The sequence below is a fragment of the Nibribacter koreensis genome (assembly GCF_039541795.1).
GTDB lineage: Bacteria > Bacteroidota > Bacteroidia > Cytophagales > Hymenobacteraceae > Nibribacter > Nibribacter koreensis.
In genome coordinates this window covers 1,188,864-1,213,261 of record NZ_BAABGX010000002.1, presented here as the reverse complement: position 1 = coordinate 1,213,261, position 24,398 = coordinate 1,188,864, and the positions used below count along the sequence as shown (strand labels likewise).

At 50.2% G+C, this 24,398-nt stretch carries 20 protein-coding genes and 2 tRNA genes; 18 read left to right on the top strand and 4 right to left on the bottom strand.

Features of this window, described 5'->3' with window-relative positions:
- Positions 1-20: 20 nt before the first annotated feature.
- The 11 genes from ABD880_RS12470 (at position 21) to ABD880_RS12420 (ending at position 14,461) form a co-directional block, all read left to right on the top strand.
- Positions 21-656 carry an alpha/beta hydrolase gene (locus ABD880_RS12470; protein ID WP_345166564.1) on the top strand — a complete coding sequence of 212 codons (636 nt, stop codon included), beginning with the start codon at positions 21-23 and terminating at the stop codon, positions 654-656.
- 5 nt (positions 657-661) lie between these two features.
- Positions 662-940 carry a GNAT family N-acetyltransferase gene (locus tag ABD880_RS12465; RefSeq protein ID WP_345166562.1) on the top strand — a complete coding sequence of 93 codons (279 nt, stop codon included), beginning with the start codon at positions 662-664 and terminating at the stop codon, positions 938-940.
- A 29-nt stretch (positions 941-969) separates the two neighbouring features.
- Positions 970-1,920 carry an adenylate/guanylate cyclase domain-containing protein gene (locus ABD880_RS12460; protein ID WP_345166559.1) on the top strand — a complete coding sequence of 317 codons (951 nt, stop codon included), beginning with the start codon at positions 970-972 and terminating at the stop codon, positions 1,918-1,920.
- A gap of 159 nt (positions 1,921-2,079) precedes the next feature.
- Entirely contained in the window at positions 2,080-2,538 is a 459-nt protein-coding gene (locus tag ABD880_RS12455; RefSeq protein ID WP_345166556.1) for a nuclear transport factor 2 family protein, read from the top strand.
- Positions 2,539-2,638: 100 nt separating this feature from the next.
- Complete coding sequence (locus ABD880_RS12450; RefSeq protein WP_345166554.1) at positions 2,639-3,229, top strand: hypothetical protein; 591 nt, start codon at positions 2,639-2,641, stop codon at positions 3,227-3,229.
- 174 nt (positions 3,230-3,403) lie between these two features.
- The gene (locus ABD880_RS12445; RefSeq protein WP_345168069.1) at positions 3,404-4,789 is read left to right on the top strand and encodes a sigma-54-dependent transcriptional regulator; all 1,386 of its coding nucleotides are present in this window, start codon (positions 3,404-3,406) and stop codon (positions 4,787-4,789) included.
- Positions 4,779-6,137: a sensor histidine kinase gene (locus tag ABD880_RS12440; RefSeq protein WP_345166551.1), complete on the top strand. Its 1,359-nt coding sequence runs from the start codon at positions 4,779-4,781 to the stop codon at positions 6,135-6,137. The genes ABD880_RS12445 and ABD880_RS12440 overlap by 11 nt, the downstream gene beginning before the upstream one ends.
- A gap of 286 nt (positions 6,138-6,423) precedes the next feature.
- Complete coding sequence (locus tag ABD880_RS12435; protein WP_345166548.1) at positions 6,424-7,638, top strand: carboxypeptidase-like regulatory domain-containing protein; 1,215 nt, start codon at positions 6,424-6,426, stop codon at positions 7,636-7,638.
- Positions 7,639-8,330: 692 nt separating this feature from the next.
- A complete protein-coding gene (locus ABD880_RS12430; RefSeq protein WP_345166546.1) occupies positions 8,331-10,370 on the top strand; it encodes a transglutaminase family protein in 2,040 nt (679 codons plus the stop codon).
- A gap of 30 nt (positions 10,371-10,400) precedes the next feature.
- Positions 10,401-12,317: a DUF3857 domain-containing protein gene (locus ABD880_RS12425; protein WP_345166544.1), complete on the top strand. Its 1,917-nt coding sequence runs from the start codon at positions 10,401-10,403 to the stop codon at positions 12,315-12,317.
- Between the two features lie 107 nt (positions 12,318-12,424).
- The gene (locus tag ABD880_RS12420; RefSeq protein WP_345166541.1) at positions 12,425-14,461 is read left to right on the top strand and encodes a DUF3857 domain-containing protein; all 2,037 of its coding nucleotides are present in this window, start codon (positions 12,425-12,427) and stop codon (positions 14,459-14,461) included.
- Positions 14,462-14,569: 108 nt separating this feature from the next.
- Here ABD880_RS12420 and ABD880_RS12415 read toward each other — a convergent pair.
- Positions 14,570-14,643, bottom strand: a tRNA-Pro gene (locus tag ABD880_RS12415).
- Positions 14,644-14,798: 155 nt separating this feature from the next.
- Here ABD880_RS12415 and ABD880_RS12410 point away from each other — a divergent pair.
- A complete protein-coding gene (locus ABD880_RS12410; RefSeq protein ID WP_345166538.1) occupies positions 14,799-16,358 on the top strand; it encodes an RNA-binding domain-containing protein in 1,560 nt (519 codons plus the stop codon).
- A gap of 321 nt (positions 16,359-16,679) precedes the next feature.
- Here the strand turns inward: ABD880_RS12410 and ABD880_RS12405 are convergent.
- Together ABD880_RS12405 and ABD880_RS12400 are read right to left on the bottom strand one after the other, a co-directional pair.
- A tRNA-Pro gene (locus ABD880_RS12405) sits at positions 16,680-16,753 on the bottom strand.
- A gap of 112 nt (positions 16,754-16,865) precedes the next feature.
- Positions 16,866-18,653, bottom strand: coding sequence for an ABC transporter ATP-binding protein (locus ABD880_RS12400; protein ID WP_345166535.1), 1,788 nt, complete (start codon positions 18,651-18,653; stop codon positions 16,866-16,868).
- 148 nt (positions 18,654-18,801) lie between these two features.
- Between ABD880_RS12400 and ABD880_RS12395 the strand changes: the two genes are divergently transcribed.
- Positions 18,802-19,902: a Glu/Leu/Phe/Val dehydrogenase dimerization domain-containing protein gene (locus ABD880_RS12395; protein WP_345166532.1), complete on the top strand. Its 1,101-nt coding sequence runs from the start codon at positions 18,802-18,804 to the stop codon at positions 19,900-19,902.
- Between the two features lie 27 nt (positions 19,903-19,929).
- On the opposite strand, the gene ABD880_RS12390 is transcribed toward ABD880_RS12395, so the two are convergent.
- Positions 19,930-20,193 carry a hypothetical protein gene (locus tag ABD880_RS12390; protein WP_345166528.1) on the bottom strand — a complete coding sequence of 88 codons (264 nt, stop codon included), beginning with the start codon at positions 20,191-20,193 and terminating at the stop codon, positions 19,930-19,932.
- A gap of 658 nt (positions 20,194-20,851) precedes the next feature.
- Between ABD880_RS12390 and nusB the strand changes: the two genes are divergently transcribed.
- From nusB to yajC, 5 genes are all read left to right on the top strand, one after another.
- Positions 20,852-22,024: a transcription antitermination factor NusB gene (gene nusB / locus ABD880_RS12385; protein WP_345166525.1), complete on the top strand. Its 1,173-nt coding sequence runs from the start codon at positions 20,852-20,854 to the stop codon at positions 22,022-22,024.
- Between the two features lie 128 nt (positions 22,025-22,152).
- Positions 22,153-22,458, top strand: coding sequence for a YtxH domain-containing protein (locus tag ABD880_RS12380; RefSeq protein WP_345166522.1), 306 nt, complete (start codon positions 22,153-22,155; stop codon positions 22,456-22,458).
- 10 nt (positions 22,459-22,468) lie between these two features.
- The gene (locus tag ABD880_RS12375; RefSeq protein ID WP_345166519.1) at positions 22,469-23,464 is read left to right on the top strand and encodes an isocitrate/isopropylmalate dehydrogenase family protein; all 996 of its coding nucleotides are present in this window, start codon (positions 22,469-22,471) and stop codon (positions 23,462-23,464) included.
- 12 nt (positions 23,465-23,476) lie between these two features.
- Positions 23,477-24,022 carry a DUF1573 domain-containing protein gene (locus tag ABD880_RS12370; protein WP_345166516.1) on the top strand — a complete coding sequence of 182 codons (546 nt, stop codon included), beginning with the start codon at positions 23,477-23,479 and terminating at the stop codon, positions 24,020-24,022.
- 6 nt (positions 24,023-24,028) lie between these two features.
- Positions 24,029-24,358 (top strand): preprotein translocase subunit YajC, encoded by a 330-nt coding sequence (yajC, locus tag ABD880_RS12365; RefSeq protein WP_345166514.1) that lies wholly within the window; start codon positions 24,029-24,031, stop codon positions 24,356-24,358.
- Positions 24,359-24,398 lie beyond the last annotated feature (40 nt).

The window sequence follows — 24,398 nt, the reverse complement described above, 5'->3', positions numbered from 1 at the left end:
ATCTATTACATCACACTGCTATGTACACGCATCAGAAGAACGTCATCACTGCCGGCCAGCCTTTGACCCCAGACAGCAAAGTGTTGGTCATGGTCCATGGCCGGGGCGCTACGGCCCAAAGCATTCTGGAACTGGCCAACCATCTGCCGGTAGAGGGGTTCGCTTTGTTCGCCCCGCAGGCCGCTCAGCACAGCTGGTATCCCTACAGTTTCATGGCCCCCGCTGACCAGAACCAGCCGGCTTTAGACTCTGCCTTGGAGCAACTAGATGACTTGGTGAACAGTCTGCTTGCTCAAGGCGTGAAGAGCGAGAACATCTACCTGCTTGGCTTCTCCCAAGGCGCCTGTCTTTCCTCAGAATACGCCACCCGTCATGCCAAGCGCTACGGCGGGTTGCTTTTGTTTACCGGCGGATTGATTGGCCAGCAACTGGAGACAAGTAACTACCAGGAAGACTTCGCCGGCACGCCGGTCTTGATTACCACCGGAGACCCAGACCCGCACGTGCCCGTAAGCCGGGTGGAGGAGACGGTGGCCATGATGGAGAAGATGGGCGCGAAGGTGACCCAGAAAATCTACAAAGGCCGTCCGCACACCATTCTGCAAGAAGAGATTAACCTAGCCAAAGAAATTCTGTCACCGGCTACAGTCAGCTAATTCTCATGGACTTGACCATCACCAACAATGAGGCTACCCATCGGTTTGAAACCGAAGTGGAGGGCCATACCGCGCATATTGAGTATAAATTAAAACCCGGCGTGATGACCGTTCTGCACACCATTGTGCCCAAAGAGCTGGAAGGCCGGGGCATTGCTGGCGCCATGACCAAGCACGTGTTAGACTACATCGCCAAAGAGAACCTCAAGCTGGTGCCGTTGTGCCCGTACATGGCGGCTTATCTCAAAAAGCACCCCGAGTACCAATATCTAGTAAAGCCGTAAAACAAGGTTGTAACCTTAACCCGTCTGGTATGGCCTGTCACGTTGATTTCAAAGGAGAGCAGTTGGTGCTGGTGGCCGAAGGGCAGACTTTATTAGATGCGTCCCTAAAGGCAGGCATTCCGCACTACCATGCCTGCGGCGGGAAAGGGAAGTGCACCACCTGTAGGGTGCGGGTGCTGACCGGCCAAGAACACCTCACTCCAGAAACCCATGCCGAGAAAACCATTAGGGCAGTCCGCCATTTCCCCGGCAACGTGCGCTTGGCGTGTCAGGCGCAGGTCATAGGGCCAGACGTGCAGGTGCAACGTCTCATCAAAGACGATGCAGACCGCTTCATCTTCCTCAACGGAGAGCAAGAAAACATCACCGAAGTCACCGGCGAGCGCCGCAAGATGGCCTTATTCTTTATTGACATCCGCAATTTCACGCCCTTCATAGAAGCTCATTTGCCGTTTGACGTCATCCACATCATGCGCCGTATGTTCAGCCTTACGCGCAACGCCATTGAACAGTATGACGGCAGAATCATTGACACCGCCGGCGACGGTTTGTACGCGGTCTTCGGGATGGAAACTAAAATCAGAAAAGCCACCGAGTCTGCGGTGTTGGCGGGCCTCAAGATTCTGGAAGACGTCAAAATCTTCAACAACACCTATATGCGCCCCTACTTCAACCACAACTTTGAGGTGGGCATTGGCGTGCACGTGGGCAAGGTCATCTATGGGAACGTGGGCATAGGGCTGAACAACAACCTCACTGTGATGGGCTACCCCGTGAACATTGCCGCCCGTTTGCAAGCCGCCACCAAGGAAGTGAACAACAGCTTCGTGATTTCACAGCGGGCCTACAGTCTGCTCAAGAACCCGCCATACTCTCTTGACAGCGCCATGCTCAGCCTAAAAGGCGTGCGCACCGAGTTTGAGGTGCAACTCATCGGGAAGCCCTACCAATACGCCAATTCCGCAGCGCAAAGCAAGTAGAAACGCAAGAGCGGACTTCGGAAGGCATGCCTTCGTTTTCGGCCTCTTTTCCAGGAAATAGGCCAAAAACAGATATGTGGCTCCCAGCCTTCGCCTGGATTTCAAAGTGAGCGTGCAACCCTTTCTGCAAATCTGCTACTTTAGAGAAAACCTGTCCTTATGAAAAAGCTATTCCTATCTCTTACACTTTGCCTGGTTTCAGTTCTGGGCTGGGCGCAGTGCGTTTCTACAGAGCAAGACAAAGCGGGCGTGCAGGCGGCGTGCATGGATTACATTCAGGCCTTTTATAAGGCAGACACCACCATCGCCTACCGTAGCGTCCACCCGAAGCTACAGAAGCGGGGCTTCTCTTTTTCGCAGGCCAACCAAATCTATTCACAACAGCTAGAGATGCCGTTTCCGGCTTTGATTAGTCTGGCCAAGCGCTGGAACAAAGACGGCAAGCAGGCCAATGCCACTTCGGTGCAGACCGTGCAAATTCTGGACATCTGTGACAAAACCGCCTCTGCCAAGGTAACCGCCGTCTGGGGCATTGACTACATCCATCTGGTGAAGGAAGACGGCAAGTGGTGGGTCATGAACGTGCTCTGGCAGTCCCTGCCTAATCAGAAGAAATAGGTAAGCAATTTCTACATGAAGGCACTAGCCCGTTTTTAGCCTCTTTTTTGGAAAGGAGGCTAAAAACGGGCTACTTTAGTTTAGCGTTATTAGAAGCAAGATGATGAAAGCCCGGCTGTCAATTTTTATCATGTACCTATTCATGAATCTTTTAACCTGTACCCAGATTCAGGGACAGGCCATGGGCGCACAAAGTCAAGGGAAGGCTATTTACCAAGATGAAGATACGGAGGAAGCAATTGCTTCCGATGAGACTGATGCTGATTTCTCCCCGGGTTTGCTGTTCTTCTTGTTGCTAGGCATAGGAATAGTTTTGGCCTGTATTGGTGCTGGCATAGTTCTGACGGTAATTAGCCTATTTATAGTATTTGGGCTTATCACGGTTGGGGTGCTTTCTACTTCTGTAATGGTGGGCCTGTATCATAAGTCCTTGGCGAAAGGCTTCAAGACGTTTGTTGTTCTATTCTCCGGGGCAAGTGGGGTGGTCATTTGTGCAATTGCTTTAGGCATCATAAACGCAATTGCTCATTGGTGGACAACGCTGTTTGCTATCATGATGGGTGCTGGATTGGGGTTAGTTGCAGGGTTGATCTTCGGATACTTGGCTCACTATACTTTAAAAAGGCTGTCTACTATGTTTATGGATAAGCTGCGATTAAGGGATAAGGTGGCAGTTGAAAATCTGGCATAACCGAACACACTAAACCACCGGACAGAAACTGTTCACCAGCGGACACTTTTTTGTTCAGCGCCGAACACACGTTGCGGGCTTATTTTGTACATTCACCTTGCCAGCAGGCATATAGGGTATTTTCTATCTTCTGGCACAGTTTAGGTGTAGCGTTCTACAAACTCAAGCCCAATCATCGTGCAACCAACCTTAGGCAAAATCCTGATTATAGATGACAACGAGGACGTGCTGTTCTCGGCCAAGATGCTTTTGAAAAGGCACGCCCAGCAGGTGCTCATTGAAAAAGACCCGCGCAAGATTCCGTTCCTGCTTAATCATGATACCTATGACCTGATTCTGCTGGACATGAACTTCACCGAGGACATTTCCAGCGGCAACGAGGGCTTCTTCTGGCTCAAGGAGATTCTGGCCCGCGACCCCAGCGCCGTGGTGATTATGATTACCGCCTTTGGAGATGTGGAGATGGCCGTGCGCGCCCTCAAAGAAGGCGCCACGGATTTTGTGCTTAAGCCCTGGCAGAACGAAAAACTGATTGCCACCCTCACTGCGGCATCAAGACTTAAAAGCTCCTACAAAGAAATCTCCTCGCTCAAGAAAACCAACTCGGCGCTGGCCTCGCAACTGAACCAGAACGTGGAGCTGGTGACGGGCAAAAGCCCGGCCATGCAACAGCTGTTGCACCTCATGCACCGCGTGGCCAAAACTGATGCCGATGTTCTGCTCCTGGGTGAGAATGGCACTGGGAAAGAAGTCATCGCCCGCGCCCTGCACCAAGAATCTGCCCGCCATGACAAGGTGTTCATCACGGTAGACATGGGCGCGGTGACAGAGACTTTATTTGAAAGCGAATTATTCGGACACAAGAAAGGCGCGTTTACAGACGCTAAGGAAGACCGCGTGGGCCGCTTTGAAATGGCTAACGGCGGTACCCTGTTTCTGGACGAAATTGGCAACCTGTCCCTGGCCATGCAGGCCAAACTGCTCACCGTCCTGCAGCGCCGCGAGGTGATACGCGTGGGCACCGGCCAGCCCATTCCCATTGACGTGCGCTTGATTTGCGCCACCAACATCCCCTTGCAGCAGATGGTGGCGCAAGGGCAGTTCAGGCAGGATTTATTGTACCGCATCAACACCATAGAACTGCATCTGCCCCCTTTGCGCAACCGCCTGGAGGACCTGCCTTTGCTGGTAGACCATTTTCTGCAGCGCTACGCCCAGAAATATAAGCAACCGGCCAAATCCCTGTCAGAGGCGGCGCTGGACAGGCTCAGGCGCTATGACTGGCCCGGTAACATACGTGAGCTGGAGCATGTGCTGGAACGGGCGTCCATCATCTCAGAGAACCACGTGCTGCAGCCGCAGGACTTCTTCTTCCTGCGAGTACAGCAACATGCTCTGCAAGCAGACACCGCCTCGCAGACGCACAACCTGGACGAGGTAGAGAAAGCCACCGTGGTCAAGGCCATGAGCAAGTATGACGGCAACATCTCCAAAGCCGCCAAAGAACTGGGCTTATCGCGCGCCTCTTTGTATAGAAGACTGGAGAAGTATGGGCTTTAGGAACTTCCGGTTGCAAATAGTGGCGCGCGTGCTGTTGCTGGTGGCCACCGTGTTTGTGTTCTTCAAGATTGGCTTTGACGCCTCTCTGGTGAGTACGCAGGTGTTTGTGGGCCTCTTGATTGCCGCGCAGACCGTAGCGCTCATTGTGTTTCTGGAGCGCACCACCAACCGCCTGGTCAAATTCCTGAACACCATCAAATATGATGACTTCACAGAGGTCTTCACCAGCCGGGGCGAGGGCGAGAAGTTTGACGAACTCTACAAAAGCTACAACGAGGTCATCAAGAAATTCAAGGACATCCGCTCAGAGAAAGAAGCCACCACGCACTACTTCCAGACGGTGGTGCAGCACATTGGAATCGGGATTCTCACGTTCAAAAAATCCGGCGAGGTGCAGCTCATGAACAATGCCGCCAAGCGCCTCTTGCAGGTGCCGCGGCTGGAGCACGTGGAGCATCTGCGCGCGGTGTCTCCCCAACTGGCAGAGCAACTGCTCACGCTCCCCGCGGGACAGAGTGCGGTGCTCAAACTGCCGCACGGCAAAGAGCGCGTGCCGGTCTCCCTGTATGCTGTGGATTTGGTCTTGCGAGGCGAGGACTTCAGGCTGGTATCTATCCAGAACATTCAGCGCGAACTGGAGGACAAGGAGATGGAGGCCTGGCAGAACCTGATTCGCGTGCTCACGCATGAAATCATGAACTCCGTCACGCCTATTGCCTCTTTGGCCGGGAGCGTCGCCTCCGATGTGCAGGATTACCTGGAGGCCCAGCCCGGCACCCAAATCTGTCTGGAGCGCGAAGAAACCGAAGACATGGGCATGGCCCTGCAAACCATTGAGAAACGCAGCCAAGGCCTAGTGCGCTTCGTGAACGACTTCCGGAGCCTTGCCCGCGTACCCACGCCTAAAAAGGCTTTGTTCAGCGTAGAGGAGATGTTCAGGCAGTTGCAGTTGCTATTCCAGGAGGAGGTGGCCCATGAGAACATCCTGTTCATTGTCAACTGCCGACCGGCTTCCTTAACCGTGCTCGCGGACCGTGAGCTACTGGAGCAAGTACTCATCAACCTAGTGCGCAACGCCATCCACGCCCTAGCAGACCAACCTAACAAAACGCTGCAACTGGAAGCCTTCCAAGACTCAGACAGCCGCACAGTGCTACAAGTTTCAGACAACGGCATGGGTATCTCTGAGGAGGCACAAGAGCAGATTTTCCTGCCGTTCTACACTACCAAACCCACGGGTTCTGGCATTGGCTTAAGTTTGTCCAAGCAAATCATGCGCCTGCACAAAGGGTCCTTGTCAGTGAGTTCAGAGTTGGGAAAAGGTACCACGTTTACGCTTCGTTTTTAGGCTGTTTTCTGGAAATCAGGCCAAAAACGCATTCTCTTGTTTATGCTTGTTTTCTGCTTGAGCCTTGTGAGATGAGCAAAATTGTACACGTCATTAGTGCCCACCACAGGCCAAAGTGTTATACAAAAGACAAGGCGTTTTTGGCCTGTTTTAGTTAAAATAGGTTAAAAACGAAGGATGTTGCAGATGGTCAATTATCTTAGGGAACACAATCTATTGGCGCATGTTTCCTTCTCCTCGTCTTGTCTTGTTATGCCTTTTATGCGGAGCAATGCTGGTTTTTGGCTTGGCCAGTAAGGTTCAGGCACAAAGCCCGGGCAGCGTCATAGGGACTACCTTTGACACAGAGACTAACCAGCCCTTAGGGTTTGCCACGGTGTTCATTGCGCAGACTACCTTCGGGACAACTGCTACAGAGAACGGGGCCTTTAAGTTAAACGCCTTGCCGGCGGGCAAGCATGAACTGGTCGTTTCCTTTCTGGGCTATGAGACGGTCTCCTATGCCTTCACGTTGCAACCGGGTCAGGAACTGAGGGTAAAGGTAGGACTCACGCCCAAGGCCAATGCGCTCCAAGAAGTGGTCATCACCAAAGACCCGCATTGGCGCGAGAACTATGCCATGTTTGTAAAGCATTTTATAGGGCAATCCGCATTGGCCACGCAGACACGCATCCTTAACCCAGAAGCGCTGTATTTTGAATATACGCCGGCTACCAACGTCCTCACCGCCGAAGCCTCTGAAGCCCTCATCATTGAAAACAAAGAACTGGGCTACAAGCTACATTTTCTGCTCAAGGACTTTACCGCAGACTTTAAGAAGAACCAAATCTTTCATGCGGGTTATCCCAGGTTTGAGCCCATGGTTTCAAAAAGCGCCGCACAACAGAAACGCTGGCAAAAGGCCAGACTTAAAGCGTATCATGGCTCGCTCATGCACTTTGTGCGGGCCCTGCACAGCAAGACATTGGAGCAGGAGGGCTTCAGTGTGCGCCGCCTGCAACGTCTGCCCAACCCTAACCGTCTGCCAGAGGATCAAATTCAAGCAGGGCTCAAAAGATGGCGGCTTATTGGAGGTCCTTTAGTGGTGCGTAGTACCAACCATGGCGCGGCACAGGATAGTCTTAGCTATTGGTATCAACAGTCCAGGCTAAGCAAAATAATAGCTGTCTTGCACAAAGACCCGGTGCCCTATGAGAACATGGTACAGAGAGAGGAGGGCAGTAATTTGCTCAAGCTGCAGTTTCAAGACCATTTGCAAGTAGTGTACACCGGTGAGAAGGAAGAACTGGCATTTCTGGCCGCTCAGCCGTTTGCTCCCAAGCGCACGCCGTCTTTTCAGACCTCAATACTCTCTCTGCTGGAACCCTTCACCTACCTGGAGCCTAATGGCATGGTGCTTAATCCTTATTCTTACCTGGTAGAAGGCTACTGGGGCTGGGAGAAACTAGCCGAGATGCTGCCCTTGGATTATGAGCCTGAAAAGAAGGAAAGTTCTCTCTAACATCATAATATAGGTGAGTTGCAAAATAGGGCAGGGTGCCAAGGCTGGTGAACCTCATTGTGTATGGGTTTTCTTCTTAAGTCCCTCAATCAACCTTTGGTGATTTTTTAAACGGCTCCGCTGCAGTAACGCAAAAATAAAGCCTGCCAGAGTATGGCCGGTCATTAACACGGCCAGCGAGAACAGCTTTCTAAGACCATAAGGGTCTGTTCCTGGTAACGTGAGCCTGCCTACCGTCACCCAAGCCGTGTAGGTCATCATAAGAAGCAGATTGGCCAGAAAGAAAATCCAGAACTTGGCCCACTTAGTAAGCCAGAAGATGCTTGCTGCCCAAAGTCCAAGCAGAAGCACTATGAACAAAGCTAGCACCACTGGTGTAAGATAGGCACAGAATGGCCCAACAACAGACTTGTCAAGATATTCTAATAAAGGTTTGGTATTTTACTCCTGACTTTCATTAATTTTAGTGGAATTACTGGAACGGAGGCGCCAAGCTTGTTTTGAGTCCTTCAGGACGGGCCACTCCTATCTACCACTTCTTCATTTTTCGCCTGGCTTTCTGCTGTTAGAATACGCTAGATTTTAATTCAAAAATAAATTCATTTAAGATTAACCATTTCATTTTTAAGGGTATCAATCAATTATTTAGCTTTTATATCCATACTGTTTCCAATCTATTTTAACCCTTTATTATGCGTATTTCTACCCCCTTGCCACTTCGGGGCCTTTTCTTGGCGCTTTGCCTGCTAGGCAGTGCCATGGCCCAGGCTCAGGACGCCCCCGTCAAATACGGGAAAGTGACCGACGAAGAACTTAAAATGAAATCTTATGCCAAAGACACCAGCGCCGCCGCGGTGGTCTTGGTAGACTATGGCCGGTCTTTCTTCACGGTGGTCAATGATAAGATGAAGGTCAACTTTGAGCGCGTCCTTAGAATCAAGGTCCTCAAGAAGTCTGGATATGACTGGGCCAACGTAACGGTGCCTTACTACCAGCAGACATCCAATAGCAAGGAGCTGGTCATGAACGTAAAAGCCACTACCTACAACCTGGAGAACGGCCAGGTGGTGAAGGTGAAGATGGAGAACAGCGCCATTTTTGACGAAAAGGAAAGCGAGCACTGGTACAACAAAAAGTTCACGCTGCCGGCGGTCAAAGAAGGCTCTGTGTTAGACATATCGTACCTGGTGAGCTCAGACTTTATCTTCAATTTTAGAGACTGGACCTTCCAGAGCTCCATTCCGGTAATGCACAGTGAATACCGCGCCTCTATCCCTGAGTACTATGAGTACAAGAACTACATGCAAGGGTATGAGCCGCTTCTGGTAAATGAAACCGTGCCGGGCTCCATGAACTACACTGTAAGAGTGGGTGGCTTGGCAGAGTCCCGCGCGGGCGCCAGAACTCCTAGTGAGTCTGTGTCTAACACCATCAAGACCCAGAACCACAGATGGGTCATGAAAGATTTGCCGGCCATTGCCTCAGAGTCTTTCATCACCACCATTCAAGACTACATCTCCAAAATTGAGTTTGAGCTGGAGTGGATCAGATACCCGGGCAGTGCACCTGAGCGCGTAGCTGGCAACTGGAACAAACTCACAGATGAGTTCCTGGAGTTAGACCGTTTTGGCGTACAGCTAAACCGCACCGGTTACTTTAAAGCCGAAGTAGCTGCCCTGCAGTCTGTTAAAGACACCTTGGAGAAGGTCAACACCATCTATGACTTCGTGAAGAAGAACGTAAAATGGAACAACAAAGGCGGTGCCTTGGCCACTAGTACCTTGCGCAAAGCCTTTGACACTAAATCTGGCAGCGCCGCAGACATCAACCTAATGTTGGTAGCCATGCTGCGCGACGCCGGTCTGGAGGCCGACCCCGTGGTGCTAAGTACCCGCGACCACGGCAGAGTGCCTACGCACGCCCCCATGATCAACAAGTTTAACTATGTAGTGGCCTTTGTGAAGACGCCCAAAGGCGACTTGCTCTTAGATGCTACAGACCCTTTCATGCCCATAGGACAGTTGCCTAAGCATTGCTTAAATGGACAAGGCTGGCTGGTAGCCAAAAACAAAGGCTCCTGGATACCGCTGGTGCCGCAAACCAAGTCTACAGAATTGTTGAACGCAGAGCTGAGCATTTTGCCCACGGGAGTCATGAGCGGCAAAGTGCAGGAGTCTAAGACGGGCATGTGGGCGGTAAACGTGCGCAACTCTGTGAAAGAGGATGGAGAGACCAAGTACTTGGAAAAACTGGTAAACGCCCAGAATGAGTTTGAGCGCAAGAAGCCTGTCTTTAAAGACCTGGCTCAAATCCAGAAGCCCATCTCCCTGGAGTATGAGATTTCCAGTGCCGGTGACGGTCAGTTAAAAGACATCATCTACGTAAACCCCATGCTCTTGAAAGATAAGCAAGAGAACCCGTTCAAACACACAGAACGCAAGTACCCGGTAGACTTCGGGCATGGCTCAGAAGAGGTGTACATATGCAATTTCACCATTCCAGAGGGCTACATGGTAGAGGAGATGCCTAAGGGCGTCATGATGTCCCTGCCAGACAACGGTGGCAAGTTCACCTACATGTTACAGCAGAACGGCAACAAGGTACAGGTGATGAGCAAGGTGACCATTAGCAAGCCCATCTTCTACGCACAGGAGTATGAGTCTCTAAAGCAGTTCTACTCCCAGATTGTGGCCAAGCACGCTGAACAGATTGTGCTTAAGAAGAAAATCTAGAACCGTTTTTAGGGTGTTTTCCCAGAATTTATGAAAAACTGGATATTAGCTGTTGGGGTGGCGGTACTTTCCTGTACTGCCGCCGTTGCCGGAGAGCCGTCTTATTCTGCCCTGGTCATTGATGCCTCGCTCAAGAAAGGAGCCAATGCCGTGGTACGTGCAGATGAGGTGACGTTTACCGTCCATTCGCCGCAGTCTGCCACGCAGAAGAACCGGCAGGTGGTCACGGTCCTGAATGAGAATGGCAAAGCGCACGCAGATTTGACCGTGTACTATGACAAGCTCACCAAGGTAGACTACATCAAGGGCACGGTGTATGACGTGATGGGCAAGAAGGTGAAGACGCTCAAGGCCTCAGACATTACAGACGTGAGCGCCGTGAGTGAAAGCGCGCTGTTTGAGGACAACCGGGTAAAAGTGGTGCGCCTTTCCATGCCCAGCTATCCTTACACGGTAGAGTACGAGTACCAGACGTCTTCTAACAACTTGCTGTTTTACCCAACCTGGCTGCCCATTAGTGCAGATAAGATTTCTGTAGAACAAGCAAGCTTTCAGGTGTCCATGCCGGCGGCCATGCAACTGCGCTACCGTGAGCTTAATCTGCCGGGCAAGGTAGAGACCAGTGAGGCCAGCGGCCGAAAACTGTACAGCTGGACCATGAAGAACATAGTACCCTTAGAAGTAGAGCCCATGGGCCCTAGCTACCGGGACATCATTCCCATGGTCTTCACGGCGCCGTCAGACTTTGAGGTGCAGGGCTACAAAGGCAACATGGCCACCTGGTCTGAGCTGGGTAAGTGGATTGGCCAGTTAAACGCGGGCAGAGACCAGTTGCCAGAGGCTACCAAAGAGCATATCAGAACGTTAACCGCCTCCTTAAAAGACCCTAAAGCCAAAGCCGAGGCCGTGTATGACTACATGCAGAACAAGACCCGCTACGTGGCCATTCAACTGGGCATAGGCGGGTGGCAGCCTTTTGAGGCCACCACCGTGGACTCCAAAGGCTACGGCGACTGCAAGGCCTTGAGCAACTATACCAAGTCACTGCTAGAGGCGGCGGGCGTGCCCAGCTACTATGCCTTGATCAAGGGCGGCGACGGTCAGTTGCCGGTTATGGCAGACTTTCCTAGCAGTCAGTTCAACCACGTGGTGCTGTGCGTGCCCATGGCCAAAGACACGCTCTGGCTGGAGTGTACCAGCCAAACCGAGGACGCCGGCTACACTGGTACCTTCACCGGAGACCGGTACGCGCTGTTAATCAAACCCGAAGGCGGCGTTCTGGTGAGGACGCCCCAGTTCACGGCAAAGGACAACGGACAGGTAAGAAATGTAAAGGTGAAGCTGAATGCCCAGGGCGGTGGCGTGGCCGAAGCCACTACGTTATTCACTGGTAGCCAGCATGAGCAACGCAAAACCATGACGCACCATTACAGCCCAGAAGAGCAGCTTAAGTGGCTTTACAAGAACACAGAAATCCCCGCCTTTGAGATTAAGAAGTTCACCCTAAGCCAGACAGAGAAGTCCAGATCGCCTAAGATGAAGGAGACCTTGCACCTAGATTTGCCAAGAGTGGCATCTGTGAGTGGCAAGCGTTTGTTCATCACGCCCAACCTCATGAACCGCTGGACCTACGTGCCGCCAATGGCCGAAAACAGAAAGCAGGATGTTGTTTGGCAGTCGGCGTTTTATGATGCAGACGTGGTAGAGTATGAGATTCCGGCGGGCTACACGGCAGAGAGCATTCCACAGCCGGTCAAGATTTCTTCCCTGTTTGGGGAATACAAGTCACAGGTGCAGTTAAAGGACGGCCGTCTGGTGTATGAGCGCGAACTGACCATGCACAAAAGCCGCCATGCCCCGGCCAAGTACCTGGAACTGATCAATTTCTTAAAACAAGTATCCAAGGCAGACCAGCAACAAGTGGTGCTGGCCGCCAATCCTTCTTAATATTTACTGGTCGTTTTTGGCCTATTTTCTCAGAAACAAGCCAAAAACGACCATATCTCCTCCTCTGTCGGTGAAGCCGGCGGGGAGGATTTTTTATATAACAGATTATGTACAAGAGATTAATGATTTCCGCCTTGTTTCTGAAGAATATGAAGTACGCGCTTCTTTTCTTGCTGGTAGGCGTGCCAGGCCTGGGTTTTAGCCAGGATCCGCTCAAGCTGGGGCAGACCACAGCAGAAGAACTGAACATGAAGGTCTATGCCCAGGACACCTCCGCGGCCGCGGTGGTACTGTATGACTATGGCCATTCTTCGTTCCTGTACACCAAAGGCGACCAAGTACAGCTGAAACGATTGATGCGCATAAAGATCCTGAAGAAGGCCGGCTTAGACCAAGCCAACATCAGCATCCCGTTTTATAGGAAAGACTTTAACCACAAAGAAGAAGTGCTAGACCTGAAGGGCTTCACCTATAACCTGGAGGGTGGCAAAGTTGTCAAGGTGAAGTTAGACGAAAAAGCCGTTTTTGAGGAGAAGGAAGACATCAACTGGTATGTAAAAAAGATTGCCATGCCCAACGTCAAGGTAGGCTCTGTGATTGAGGTGGCCTACACCATCAAATCAGACTTTCTATCTATTCTCAAGTGGACGTTCCAGAGTTCCATCCCGGTGGCCTGGAGCGAGTACCGCGTGAACATGATGCCCTTCTATGAATACACCCATCTGTTAAGTGGGTTCCAGAAGTTTCATCTGGAGGACATGAAAGTGATTACGCAGGCCGTTGCCTTTACCTCAGAACAACAGTCAGACAGAGTCACGACAGAAAGATGGGGGTCTGCCACCTATAAACTGGCCCAGTACCGCTGGGTGATGAAAGACGTGCCCGCCTTTACAGACGAACCCTACATGACCGGCTCAGAAGACTACTTGTCCAAGCTGGAATTCACCTTAACCAAAGTCCAGTACCCAGAAAGTAAGCCAGTGTACATGGCCGGCACCTGGGAGGGACTAGCCGCAGAATTACAGAAAGAAGAGTGGTTTGGCCTGCAGTTGCAAAACACCGCTGTCTTTAAAAAGGCCGTAGAAGAGGCCGCCGCCAATAGTCCAGACCTGCTAACAAAAGTGAAGAACATTGAGGCGTATGTTAAAAAGCAGATGGTCTGGGACGGCAAGCACAGGATTTACTCAGAAAGCATTAAGAAGGCTTATGACGCCCGCACCGGCTCCTCTGCCGACATCAACCTGCTCTTGACGGCCATGTTGCGCGAAGCTGGCATAGATGCCAAGCCCATGCTGGTAAGCACCCGTAGCCATGGTACGCCAGCCATGAATATGCCCATGGTCAGTACGTTCAACTATGTGATTGCCGCCGTGAAAGTAGGGGAGGCCACCTATCTGCTGGATGCCACAGACCGTGACCTGCCCTTTGGCGTGCTTCCGTACCGTTGCCTGAACGGTCAAGGCTGGGTGACCAGTCTGCCAGCCGGCAAATGGCTGCCCTTAAAGAACAGCGAGCGCAATACGCAACTGGTATCTGCCCAAATGGAAATTAAGCCCACCGGTGAGGTGACAGGCAAGATGGAGGAGTCCTATGGCGGTATGTCTGCTCACCAGATGCGCGCTACCATCAAAGAGCAAGGCCGAGACAATTACGTAAAGAAGCTGGCGTCACAAAATCCTGAGTGGACCCGCCAGGACATGAGCCTGGTCAACCTGGACAAAAATGACAAAGACCTTAAAGCCAGTTATACCTTGCACCGCGCAGGGGAGAGCCAACCGGTGAGTTTGCTCTACGTTTCTCCCATGCTCAACCATGCCACCCATGAGAATCCGTTTAAACTAGCCAACCGCTTGTTCCCTATAGACTTTGCCACGCCTCAAGACGAGACCTATGTGTTCACCTACGCCTTGCCGGCCGGCTATGAGGTAGAAGAGATGCCCAAAGCCATCAATTTGTCCTTGCCAGACAACTCAGCCAAGTTTAGTTACATGGTGCAGGTGGCAGACGGCAAGTTGCAGATCATGAGCAAACTCAACATCAACAAACCTGTCTTTACCGCCAAAGAATACCAAGACCTGCGCGAGCTCTACAGCCGCATGGTGGCCAAGCACGCCGAAAAAGTGGTGCTGAAGAAGAAATCTTAACCTTTCGTTTTTGGCTTGTTTTCCAGCAATCAGGCCAAAAACGGAAACCACTACCAACGCAAAAAGCCCTCGGCTCTATCAAGAACCGAGGGCTTTTCGTTGTTTCAGTCGGAATGGCAGGATTTGAACCTGCGACCTCCAGCACCCCATGCTGGCGCGATACCAGGCTACGCTACATCCCGATTGTGTATCAGTTACAAAGTTTAATTAACTAGGATTGTGGGTGACTAAATTTGATTTAGGATTCATCAGGTTAGACAAAAAGTGGAGCCTAGCTATTTGATTGGTAGGGCTTTTTTTAACTCTCATGCATTGTTGTTTTTGTTAAATTGCGAGTATGAACGCGTCCGATATTGAGCAGTTAATAAGACAGGGGGAAGGCCTAAGTATTGAGTTTAAGAAATGCAGAACATCACTACCCAAAAATACATTTGAGTCTATATGTGCTTTTCTAAATAGAAAGGGCGGGTACTTGGTGCTTGGTGTTGATGATGATGGGACTTTGGTGGGTGTGAACCCCAGCGAAATAGAGAATGTGAAGCGTGACTTCACTACCCTATCAAACAATACCAATAAGCTGAACCCTCCCTTTCTTTTAGAACTGAAAGAAGTAGAGGTTGACGGACATATTCTCCTTTACGTGTATGTGCCTCAAAGCTCACAGCTTCATAAATGTGATGGGCATATTTTCGATAGAGGGCATGAAGGCGACTTTAAAGTAATAGACAATGCTAGAATTAGTGGTATCTATAGCAGAAAAAGCGGCATTTACTCTGAAGGGAAAATATTTCCACACTTGGGTATAGGTGACTTTGACCCTGCTGTACTTCGCCGAGTGCGGATGCTTGTGCGTAGCAGGCAACCAGGTCACCAATGGCTTTCACTTTCAGACTTAGAACTTATCCAAAGCGCAGGACTTTACAGAAAGGATTTCCAGACAGGGGTTGAAGGTTGTACATTAGCCGCCGCGCTGTTGCTTGGTAGTGAAGATGTTATTCATAGCATAATTCCCCATTATCGAATTGATGCAATTGTCCGGAAGGAAAACATAGACAGGTATGATGACCGATTGGATATTAGGACCAATTTAATTGATGCTTACGAAAAACTTACAGGGTTTGTGGGAAGGCACTTGCCTGAAAGGTTTTTCCTAATGGGTGAGCAGCGAGTTAACCTGCGAGACATCATATTCAGGGAAATTGTAGCTAATATGATTGTGCACAGAGAGTATACAAACGCCGCTCCAGCTCGCTTCATTATATATCCTGACCGGGTAGAAACTGACAACGCCAATAAACCATATGGCTTTGGGGCTATAAACCCAGAGAATTTTTCTCCCTACCCTAAAAATCCTACCATCGCAAGGTTCTTTGTGCAACTTGGATTAGTAGAAGAGCTAGGCTCCGGAATTCGAAACGTCACTAAGCTACTAGAACATTACTCTCCAGACCATAAGGCTGAGTTTATTGAGGAAGATGTTTTTAGGGCAAAGGTTCCCGTAGCTTTTCCAGTTTCTACTCCATCTATTGCTACTCCCTTGGTACCGGCCATCATTGAAGAGGTATTAGATACAACTAGTGTATTTACTATGCCAACTGGCACCTTTAAAGAGCTAGAAATGTTTAAACCAGCTATGGCAAGTGAAATTAGGGACATTCTGACTTCAAATCAATTGTCAGACCAAGTACAACAACGTTTAATTAAAGAGATCGTCCTTTTTGCTAGACAAGCTCTCTATACTACTTCAGAGATGGCAGAAGTTTTGTCCGTCCATCCTCGAACAATAAGGCGTGACTTCAATATGCTTTCTGGAATGGGAATCATTATTTCCATTGGATTTGGAGTATATGATTTAAACCCTACCTGTCTCGCAGAATTAGATACTCCTATAGAGTAATATGTCCTACATATGTCCCACATATGTCCGAGTTTTGTCCGAGTTGGTGGACGATGTCCTAAGTTATCCACTGGTTATGCATGACTTATCCACAATTATAGTATCATTTTTCCACAAATAGATGACAAAAGGGACATGTTTTGATGTATTTTGTATAAATCACGGATGAATTATGAATATTTGGATGTTATAATTCATAAGTTGTCCATGCTAGAGGATCGATGGTTAAACATTTACAGTAATCTGGCCAAAAACAACCCCACCTTAAAAAGCAAAAAGCCCTCGGCTCTATCAAGAACCGAGGGCTTTTTATTGTTTCAGTCGGAATGGCAGGATTTGAACCTGCGACCTCCAGCACCCCATGCTGGCGCGATACCAGGCTACGCTACATCCCGATTGTGTATCTCCTGCAAATAAAGTAAAAAATCAGGTTCAGGAAAATACAAACAAGTCATAATTCATCTGTTTTTGGCCTCTTTTCACCAAAACAGGTCAAAAACGGGTAGGTTACTCTATGTCCTCGGTCTGTAACTGACGTTCATACAGGGCGCGGTACAAGCCGCTCATGTCGGCCATCAATTCATCATGGCTACCGTGTTGTACTACCACGCCGTCATCCAAGACCAGAATCTTATCGGCTAGTTTCACGGAGCTTACGCGGTGCGAGATGATGATGGACGTGCGGTTGTGCATAACGCGCTGCAGGCTGTTCAGGATGGCGTTCTCCGTCTTGGTGTCTACTGCAGAGAGCGAGTCGTCCAGAATTAAAATCTTAGGCTCGCGGGCCAGGGCGCGGGCAATGGAGACGCGCTGTTTCTGCCCACCAGACAAAGTGATGCCACGCTCCCCCAACACGGTGTCAAACTGTTGCGGGAAGCGCATGATGTTTTCATAGACATCGGCGTCTTTGGCGGCTTGTAGCATCTTCTCCTCAGACAGTGCCTCAACCCCAAACCCGATGTTGTTTCTGATGGAATCTGAGAACAAGAACACGTCTTGCGGCACGTAGCCAATCTGAGAGCGCAGGGTGGACAGGTTGTATTGTTTGATGTCCTCGCCGTCCACTAAAATTCTTCCGCCGGTAGCGTCATATAAACGGCACAGAAGCGCGGCAATGGTGCTCTTACCCGAGCCAGTGTTGCCAATCACGGCGAGCGTTTCGCCGGGGTTAATCTGGAAGGACAGCTTCTTCAGGGCGTAAATGCCGGTGTCTGGGTAGGTGAAATCTACGTCTTCAAAGGTAATAGAACCGGTAATGTCTTTCTCTTCAATAGGGCCCGAGAGGATGTCTGTCTTGGTGTTCAAAAACTCATTGATGCGTTGCTGAGAAGCGGCGGCGCGTTGTACCAAACTGGTAGTCCAGCCCAGAGCAGTCACCGGCCAGGTGAGCATGTTCACATAAATCAGAAACTCAGCAATTACTCCTGGCGTGATACTACCGTTAATCACTTCCTTACCACCCAGCCACACCGTGATGATAGTACTCAAGCCAATCAAAAACAGAATGAGCGGGAAGAAGAGGGAGTTGACAAAGTTAAGCTCCAGGGACTTGTCGCGGTAGGTGTCGCTGGCCTTGGTAAAGTTGGCATGCGAATCTTGCTCGCGCACGAAGGACTTTAACACCCTGATGCCCGAGAACGCCTCCTGCACAAAGGTGGTAATGCCACTCAGGCTTTTCTGAATCTCATCAGACTTGCGTTCAATGATGTTGTTCACGTAGTAAATGCTCACGCTCAAAATAGGCAGCGGCAGGAGCGTGTACAGCGTCAGCTTCACGTTCACTGAGAGCATGTACGGAATCACCATCAGGAACAAAGCCACCAGGTTGATGCCGTACATGATGGCCGGGCCAATGTACATGCGCACGCGGCCCACGTCCTCAGAGATTCTGGCCATGAGGTCACCCGTGTTGTTCTTGCGGTAGAAGCTCAAGGGCAGGGTCTGGTAATGCGCGAAGATTTCGTTCTTGAGGTCGTTCTCAATGAGGCGGCTCATGACAATGATGGTCTGGCGCATCAGGAACAGGAAGATACCCCGTAGCAAAGCCATGGCCACGATTACCGCCCCGTAAAACAAGGTGCTTCTGGCAAAGCTGTCATACACCGTTTCCTGCTGACCGAAGCCCTTATGCAACTGGTGCAGGTTAATGCCCTCGCGCACCAGGTCAAAGGCGTGCCGCACCACCTGCGCCGGAATAATGGCAAAGACGTTGGAGACAATCACAAACACAATTCCCCAGAAAAACCGGAATTTGTACTTGAGCAAATATTTATTGAGGTAGCGGAGTGATTTCACGGTATAAATTTAAGTTTTACTACGAGGCTAACAGATGTTAGGGTTTTCCTTGGCGTAGTAAAAAGATATGCCTACTTTTGCGGCAAAAGTACTAAATCTGGGAGCCGTTTTCCGCAGGTTATGGAAGTAAATCATTTTATTCAAAAATATGGTTGAAATAAACAAAATATCAGAGGGTCAGGAATCATCGGTTTTTAGTCAAATGGGTCAGTTTGATCATGAGCAAGTGGTATTCTGCCATGACCATGACACTGGATTAAAAGCCATCATTGGTATCCACAACACGGTATTAGGGCCTGCTTTGGGCGGTACCCGTATGTGGTCGTATGCCTCTGAGGCCGAAGCCCTACGCGACGTATTACGCCTTTCACGTGGTATGACCTTCAAGTCGGCCATCTCTGGTTTGAACCTGGGCGGTGGTAAGGCTGTGATCATCGGTGATTCTAAAAAAGATAAGAACGAAGCCATGATGCGCAAGTTCGGGCGTTTTGTCAACAACCTGAACGGTAAGTACATCACCGCCGAGGATATGGGCATGACCACCCTGGACATGGGCTACATTGCCATGGAGACCAAGCACGTAGCTGGTTTGCCAGAGTCGCAAGGCGGTAGCGGTGACCCGTCTCCGGTAACGGCTTACGGTACCTACATGGGCATGAAGGCCTCGGCCAAGAAAGCCTGGGGCAACGACAGCCTAGCCGGTAAAAAAATCTCTGTACAAGGTACTGGCCACGTAGGTGGTTATTTGATTGACTACCTAGTAAAGGAAGGTGCTCAGTTGTTCATCACGGACATTGACCAAGACCGTTTGCAGCGTATTTCTTCGGCCACCGGTGCTACCGTGGTAGGCTTGGATGAAATCTATGACCTGGACGTGGATATCTATTCTCCTTGCGCCATGGGAGCCACCATCAATGACAACACACTTTCTAGACTGAAGTGCCAAATCATTGCCGGTTGCGCCAACAACCAGTTGCAGGACGAGAACGTGCACGGCCCAGCTCTAGTACAGAAAGGCATGATCTACGCGCCAGACTTCTTGATTAACGCGGGTGGTATCATCAACGTGTACTCAGAAGTGAAGAAGCTGAACCGTGAGTGGTCTATGCAGCAGACAGAGCAGATCTACAACACCACGTTGAACATCTTCTCTAAGGCTGAGGCAGACGGCACGCACACGCAAAAAGCCGCCACAGAGCTTGCGCAGAAGCGTATTGACGACATGGCTAAAATCAAGAGAACCTACTAATTGTACTTCGTCTTATAAGGCGAAATCTTATTGAAAGCGTTTTTGGCTTAGTTTCTCAGAAACAGGCCAAAAACGCTTTTTTGCTTTATGATATTGAGAAAGAGCCCCTTCGTCCCCCTTTGAAGGGGGTAGGGGGATGACGTACTTTATTTGATTCTTTCTTTCCGCCTCAACTTCATTTGCCAAATGTTGATTCTCCCCTTGAGGGGAGCGTAGAGGGGTGTTTACTTTTGCTGGGGATTGCATTGCGCTATTTACTCCCAACACCTTACTCCCAACATCAACTTTCATTACTTTCTATTCGCGTTTGTCACTTTTCTCCTTGATGAGAAAAGTAACCAAAAGAATCAAGAGCCCCCGAACTCGCTGACCGCTCGGACAGGGCGGGGGCTCAAAGTGGTGCACCGTGAGAAGTGATTCGTTTCATAGACGACTTACGCCTCTGCTTATCGACAAGCCATTGCTTTCTCCCTCGGGCAAAGAGACTTAAATTGACCAGTCTCTTTGCCCTCGGTCAAGGGCTGACGAGTTGGTTTTATAGACGTTGAAATGCGTTTCACGCTGAAGCGGCAGTTTCTGAGGTTAATGTAGAGACAACGTCACCGCCTTGTCTCTTGCGCATTTCTTTGTCAGCCACTGCAATTACGGTTGCTCAAAAGACCTCGTAGCGTCCGGCCGGACCTGCGAGCGTCTGCGCCAACAGCCGTTTTTGGCCTAAATCCCAGAAAACAGGCAAAAAGCGCCTCACTATCAGCCATGATAAATGAGAACTCTGTAAGCTTTCTCCCAAAGACTCAGAATTAAAAAGGAAAGCTATTTGCTTCTTCCTCTCTTAGTTCGGACCTTTGCGGCAGAATTGGCGGTTTCGCCAAGCCTTGGCAGCGGGCCAATGGGTGCCTGCCAACTTTTACGCTTATTTTCACGTTCACCACGTTCTTTCCTTATCCTCATGCTCAACCGCAGAATACTCCGCATCAAAGCCATGCAAGCCATTTACGCCTACGTGCAGGCAGAAGGCTCTGACTATTTGCTGGCCCTAGATCGCATCGCAGACACGTTCGCGCCAGATTTGATGGCCATTGAGCCGCAAGACAGAAACCTGCTGGAAGGCAAAAAGCAAATTGCCACGCTGCTCTTCAAGGAGTGGTATGAGACCAAGAAATTTGACACCGAGGAGAAAGACAAGGAAATCCTGAATGCCGCCCAAGACGCGGTGAACTTCTACCAAAACACGCTCAAGAAAGACCTCAAGTTCTTCGGGAACCAGATGCTGTCTGCTGCCGAGGAAATCTATGACCGCTACCTGCTTACCCTTTTGGTGATGCAGGAAGTGACGCATTTAATTGAGGGTGAAGAAAAGAAAGCCGCCACCCGCTTTACGGAGCGCACCGACACGGACATGCGCGGTCTGCTTAAGAACAAAGCCTTGACCAAATTGCTGGAGAACAAGTTCTTGGAGCAGCGCGTGATAAGAAGAAACGTGAGCTGGGCCGGAAACCTGGACGTGATTACCCAGATCTACCGCAACGGCATCAAGAAAGACGAGCAAGTGCTGGCCTATCTGGAGCTGGTGGAGCCTACCTATGAGCAGGACCATGAATTGCTCAAGCACCTGTACAAGGAAGTCATCTTTAAAAGCGAAGCGCTGCAGTCTCTCTTTGAGGAGCAGGATCTGAACTGGGTAGAAAACAAGTCTGTGGTGAAGAGTCTGGTGAACAAGTCCATCAAGATGCTGGAAGAAGGCACAGATGAGCACATGGCCTTATTGGACCTTTCAGCTAGCTGGGACGATGACAAGGCCTTCTTTGAGGAACTGTACCACGAAACCCTACGGGATGACGCCAAGTATGAGGCCATGATCTCTGAGAGCGTGCAGAACTGGGACGTAGAGCGCGTGGCTCTTATGGACAAGATCATCTTGAAGATGGCCCTCTGCGAGATGCACATCTTTAGAAGCATCCCCGTAAAAGTGACCATCAACGAGTACATTGAGATCTCCAAAGTATACAGCACGCCTAAAAGTAAGCAGTTTGTGAACGGCGTGTTAGACAAGCTGTCACAGCAGTTAACGGCCTCCGGCGAGATTCGTAAATCGGGAAGAGGTTTGCTAGACAACAAATAAGAACCAGTTTTTTACGTTCAAAGAGGAGCGGGCTTTGCATTCAACCCGTTTTTACGCTATTTTTCTGAAAATAAGCCAAAAACGCGCAAGCGCCCTTTTATAGAAAACCTGTAACCAGAACCACTACTATGGGCAAAAAAACAACCTCCATCATTGCCTTTTCCACCGGAATCGCCACGGGTGCCATCCTGGGGATTTTATTTGCACCTGAGAAAGGCCGCGAGACCCGCGACAAACTCAGCTTTCAACTAGAAAAATACCGTGACCGTCTGCTGGATCTATCCAACGACCTGATTGCCGGCCGCGAGGAGCAAGGCTCTGCCGCCAAAGCAGAAGGGCAGCGCGTAATCAAAGACGCCCGCGACAAAGCAGAGCGCCTTTTGCAGGACGTAGACACGCTCATCAACGAAATTAACAGTAAGAAAGAAGTATAAGCCCTTGACCATGACAACCGTTACCCTTATTCCCGGCGACGGGATAGGTCCTGAGATCACAGAAGCCGTAAAGGCGATCTTTACAGCCGCCCAAGTTCCTATTACCTGGGAAGAAGAAAACGCCGGACAAACCACCTTTGACAGCATGGGTGAGTTGATTCCGCAGAGCTTGATTGACTCTCTGGAGCGCAACAGAATTGCTTTAAAGGGCCCCATCACCACGCCGGTGGGCAAAGGCTTCAAAAGCATAAATGTGCAACTGCGCCAGAAGTTTGACTTATACTCTAACGTGCGCCCTGCCAAGACCACAGCCGGTGTAAAAACTCGCTTTGAAAACGTGAACTTGGTCTTGTTCAGAGAAAACACCGAAGGCCTGTACGCTGGTCTTGAGATGTATGATGAGCGCCTGGGTATCTCTGACTCTGTTGCCCGCGTGACGGTAGTAGGTTGCCACAAGATTGTGCGCGCTGCTTTTGCCTACGCAGACAAAAACAAGTTAAAGGTGACCGTGGCCCACAAAGCCAACATCTTAAAATCTGCCGGTAGATTGATGCTGGAAGCCGCTGCTGATGTGTCTAAAGAATTCCCGAACGTAGTTTGGGATGACAAGATCATTGACAACATGTGCATGCAGCTGGTAAGCAAGCCAGAGCAGTTTGAGGTGGTAGTGACCACTAACTTGTTCGGGGATATCTTGTCTGACCTGTGTGCCGGTTTGGTAGGCGGTCTGGGCGTGGTATCTGGTGCCAACGTGGGGGATGACATGGCTATCTTTGAGGCGGTGCACGGCTCAGCGCCAGACATTGCAGGTCAAGGCCTGGCTAACCCAACGGCTATGCTACGGTCTGGCATCATGATGCTACAGCACATGGGCTTGCAGAAAGAGGCAGACAGAATTGAGGACGCCCTGGAGAAGACTTTATTAGACAAAAACTGCTGCACCCGTGACTTGGGTGGTACGGCCTCTACGTCAGAGTTCGCGCAGCACATTATTTCAAACTTGTAAGCACTTAGTAATATGAAAAAGCAATTTGTAATAGCTATGCTTCTGGCTGCCGGCTTCTGGACCGCCGGTTGTGAGAAGACCAAAGAAACTGAGACTGCCACCACTACCACAGAGGAGATTGCCCCTGTGACCACGGTAGCCACCAATGACCCTGCCACCAACCCTAACGTGGCCAGCGCAGAGCCGGTGAACCCTAACGCGCCCAAGCCTGTAATGACGTTCAAAGAAACGGAGCATGACTTTGGCACCATCAAGCAAGACAAGAAAGTACAGCACACGTTTATGTTCACCAACACGGGCAAGTCTCCTTTGGTGATTGAGAACGCCTCTGCTACCTGCGGTTGTACCGTGCCTGAGTGGCCAAAAGAGCCAATTGCGCCAGGTGCCACTGGTAAAATCACCGTAGAGTTTGACCCAGCCGGTAAAGTTGGTCAGCAGTCTAAGCAAATCACCATCACGGCCAACACAGACCCGCAGGTGAACCAATTAATTATCAAGACAAACATTGAGGGAATGGTGCCGCAAGCTGGTGCGTCAGGCCCGGTGCGTACTAACTAATCTCTGATGTTGACGATACTTCTACAAGCCAGCCCGCTAGGGGCTGGCGGACTTTCCAACATCCTGTTCTTCGGGGTGATCATTCTGGTGTTTTACTTCTTCATGATCAGGCCTCAGCAAAAGAAGGCCAAAGACCAGAAGAAGTTCAGAGACGAACTGAAGAAGGGGATGAACGTGGTCACCATTGGTGGCCTGCACGGCCGGTTGCTCAGCATTGATGAGGACACTGTCTGGATTGAGGTAGACAAGGGCATTAAGCTGAAGTTTGACAAAACGGCCGTAGCCGTGGAGGCTACCAGCCGCGTAAACAAAGCTACCACAGAAACTGCCGCTTAATTTTTTAGTAAGCCACATATTTTGCCATTCAACAAGACAA

What these genes read in the sequence shown, in the direction of transcription:
- ABD880_RS12470 (WP_345166564.1), top strand. Translation starts at nt 21, where the DNA reads ATGTACACGCATCAGAAGAACGTCATCACTGCCGGCCAGCCTTTGACC.
- ABD880_RS12465 (WP_345166562.1), top strand. Translation starts at nt 662, where the DNA reads ATGGACTTGACCATCACCAACAATGAGGCTACCCATCGGTTTGAAACC.
- ABD880_RS12460 (WP_345166559.1), top strand. Translation starts at nt 970, where the DNA reads ATGGCCTGTCACGTTGATTTCAAAGGAGAGCAGTTGGTGCTGGTGGCC.
- ABD880_RS12455 (WP_345166556.1), top strand. Translation starts at nt 2,080, where the DNA reads ATGAAAAAGCTATTCCTATCTCTTACACTTTGCCTGGTTTCAGTTCTG.
- ABD880_RS12450 (WP_345166554.1), top strand. Translation starts at nt 2,639, where the DNA reads ATGATGAAAGCCCGGCTGTCAATTTTTATCATGTACCTATTCATGAAT.
- ABD880_RS12440 (WP_345166551.1), top strand. Translation starts at nt 4,779, where the DNA reads ATGGGCTTTAGGAACTTCCGGTTGCAAATAGTGGCGCGCGTGCTGTTG.
- ABD880_RS12430 (WP_345166546.1), top strand. Translation starts at nt 8,331, where the DNA reads ATGCGTATTTCTACCCCCTTGCCACTTCGGGGCCTTTTCTTGGCGCTT.
- ABD880_RS12425 (WP_345166544.1), top strand. Translation starts at nt 10,401, where the DNA reads ATGAAAAACTGGATATTAGCTGTTGGGGTGGCGGTACTTTCCTGTACT.
- ABD880_RS12420 (WP_345166541.1), top strand. Translation starts at nt 12,425, where the DNA reads ATGTACAAGAGATTAATGATTTCCGCCTTGTTTCTGAAGAATATGAAG.
- ABD880_RS12410 (WP_345166538.1), top strand. Translation starts at nt 14,799, where the DNA reads ATGAACGCGTCCGATATTGAGCAGTTAATAAGACAGGGGGAAGGCCTA.
- ABD880_RS12395 (WP_345166532.1), top strand. Translation starts at nt 18,802, where the DNA reads ATGGTTGAAATAAACAAAATATCAGAGGGTCAGGAATCATCGGTTTTT.
- ABD880_RS12390 (WP_345166528.1), bottom strand. Translation starts at nt 20,193, where the DNA reads ATGAAAGTTGATGTTGGGAGTAAGGTGTTGGGAGTAAATAGCGCAATG.
- nusB (WP_345166525.1), top strand. Translation starts at nt 20,852, where the DNA reads ATGCTCAACCGCAGAATACTCCGCATCAAAGCCATGCAAGCCATTTAC.
- ABD880_RS12380 (WP_345166522.1), top strand. Translation starts at nt 22,153, where the DNA reads ATGGGCAAAAAAACAACCTCCATCATTGCCTTTTCCACCGGAATCGCC.
- ABD880_RS12375 (WP_345166519.1), top strand. Translation starts at nt 22,469, where the DNA reads ATGACAACCGTTACCCTTATTCCCGGCGACGGGATAGGTCCTGAGATC.
- ABD880_RS12370 (WP_345166516.1), top strand. Translation starts at nt 23,477, where the DNA reads ATGAAAAAGCAATTTGTAATAGCTATGCTTCTGGCTGCCGGCTTCTGG.
- yajC (WP_345166514.1), top strand. Translation starts at nt 24,029, where the DNA reads ATGTTGACGATACTTCTACAAGCCAGCCCGCTAGGGGCTGGCGGACTT.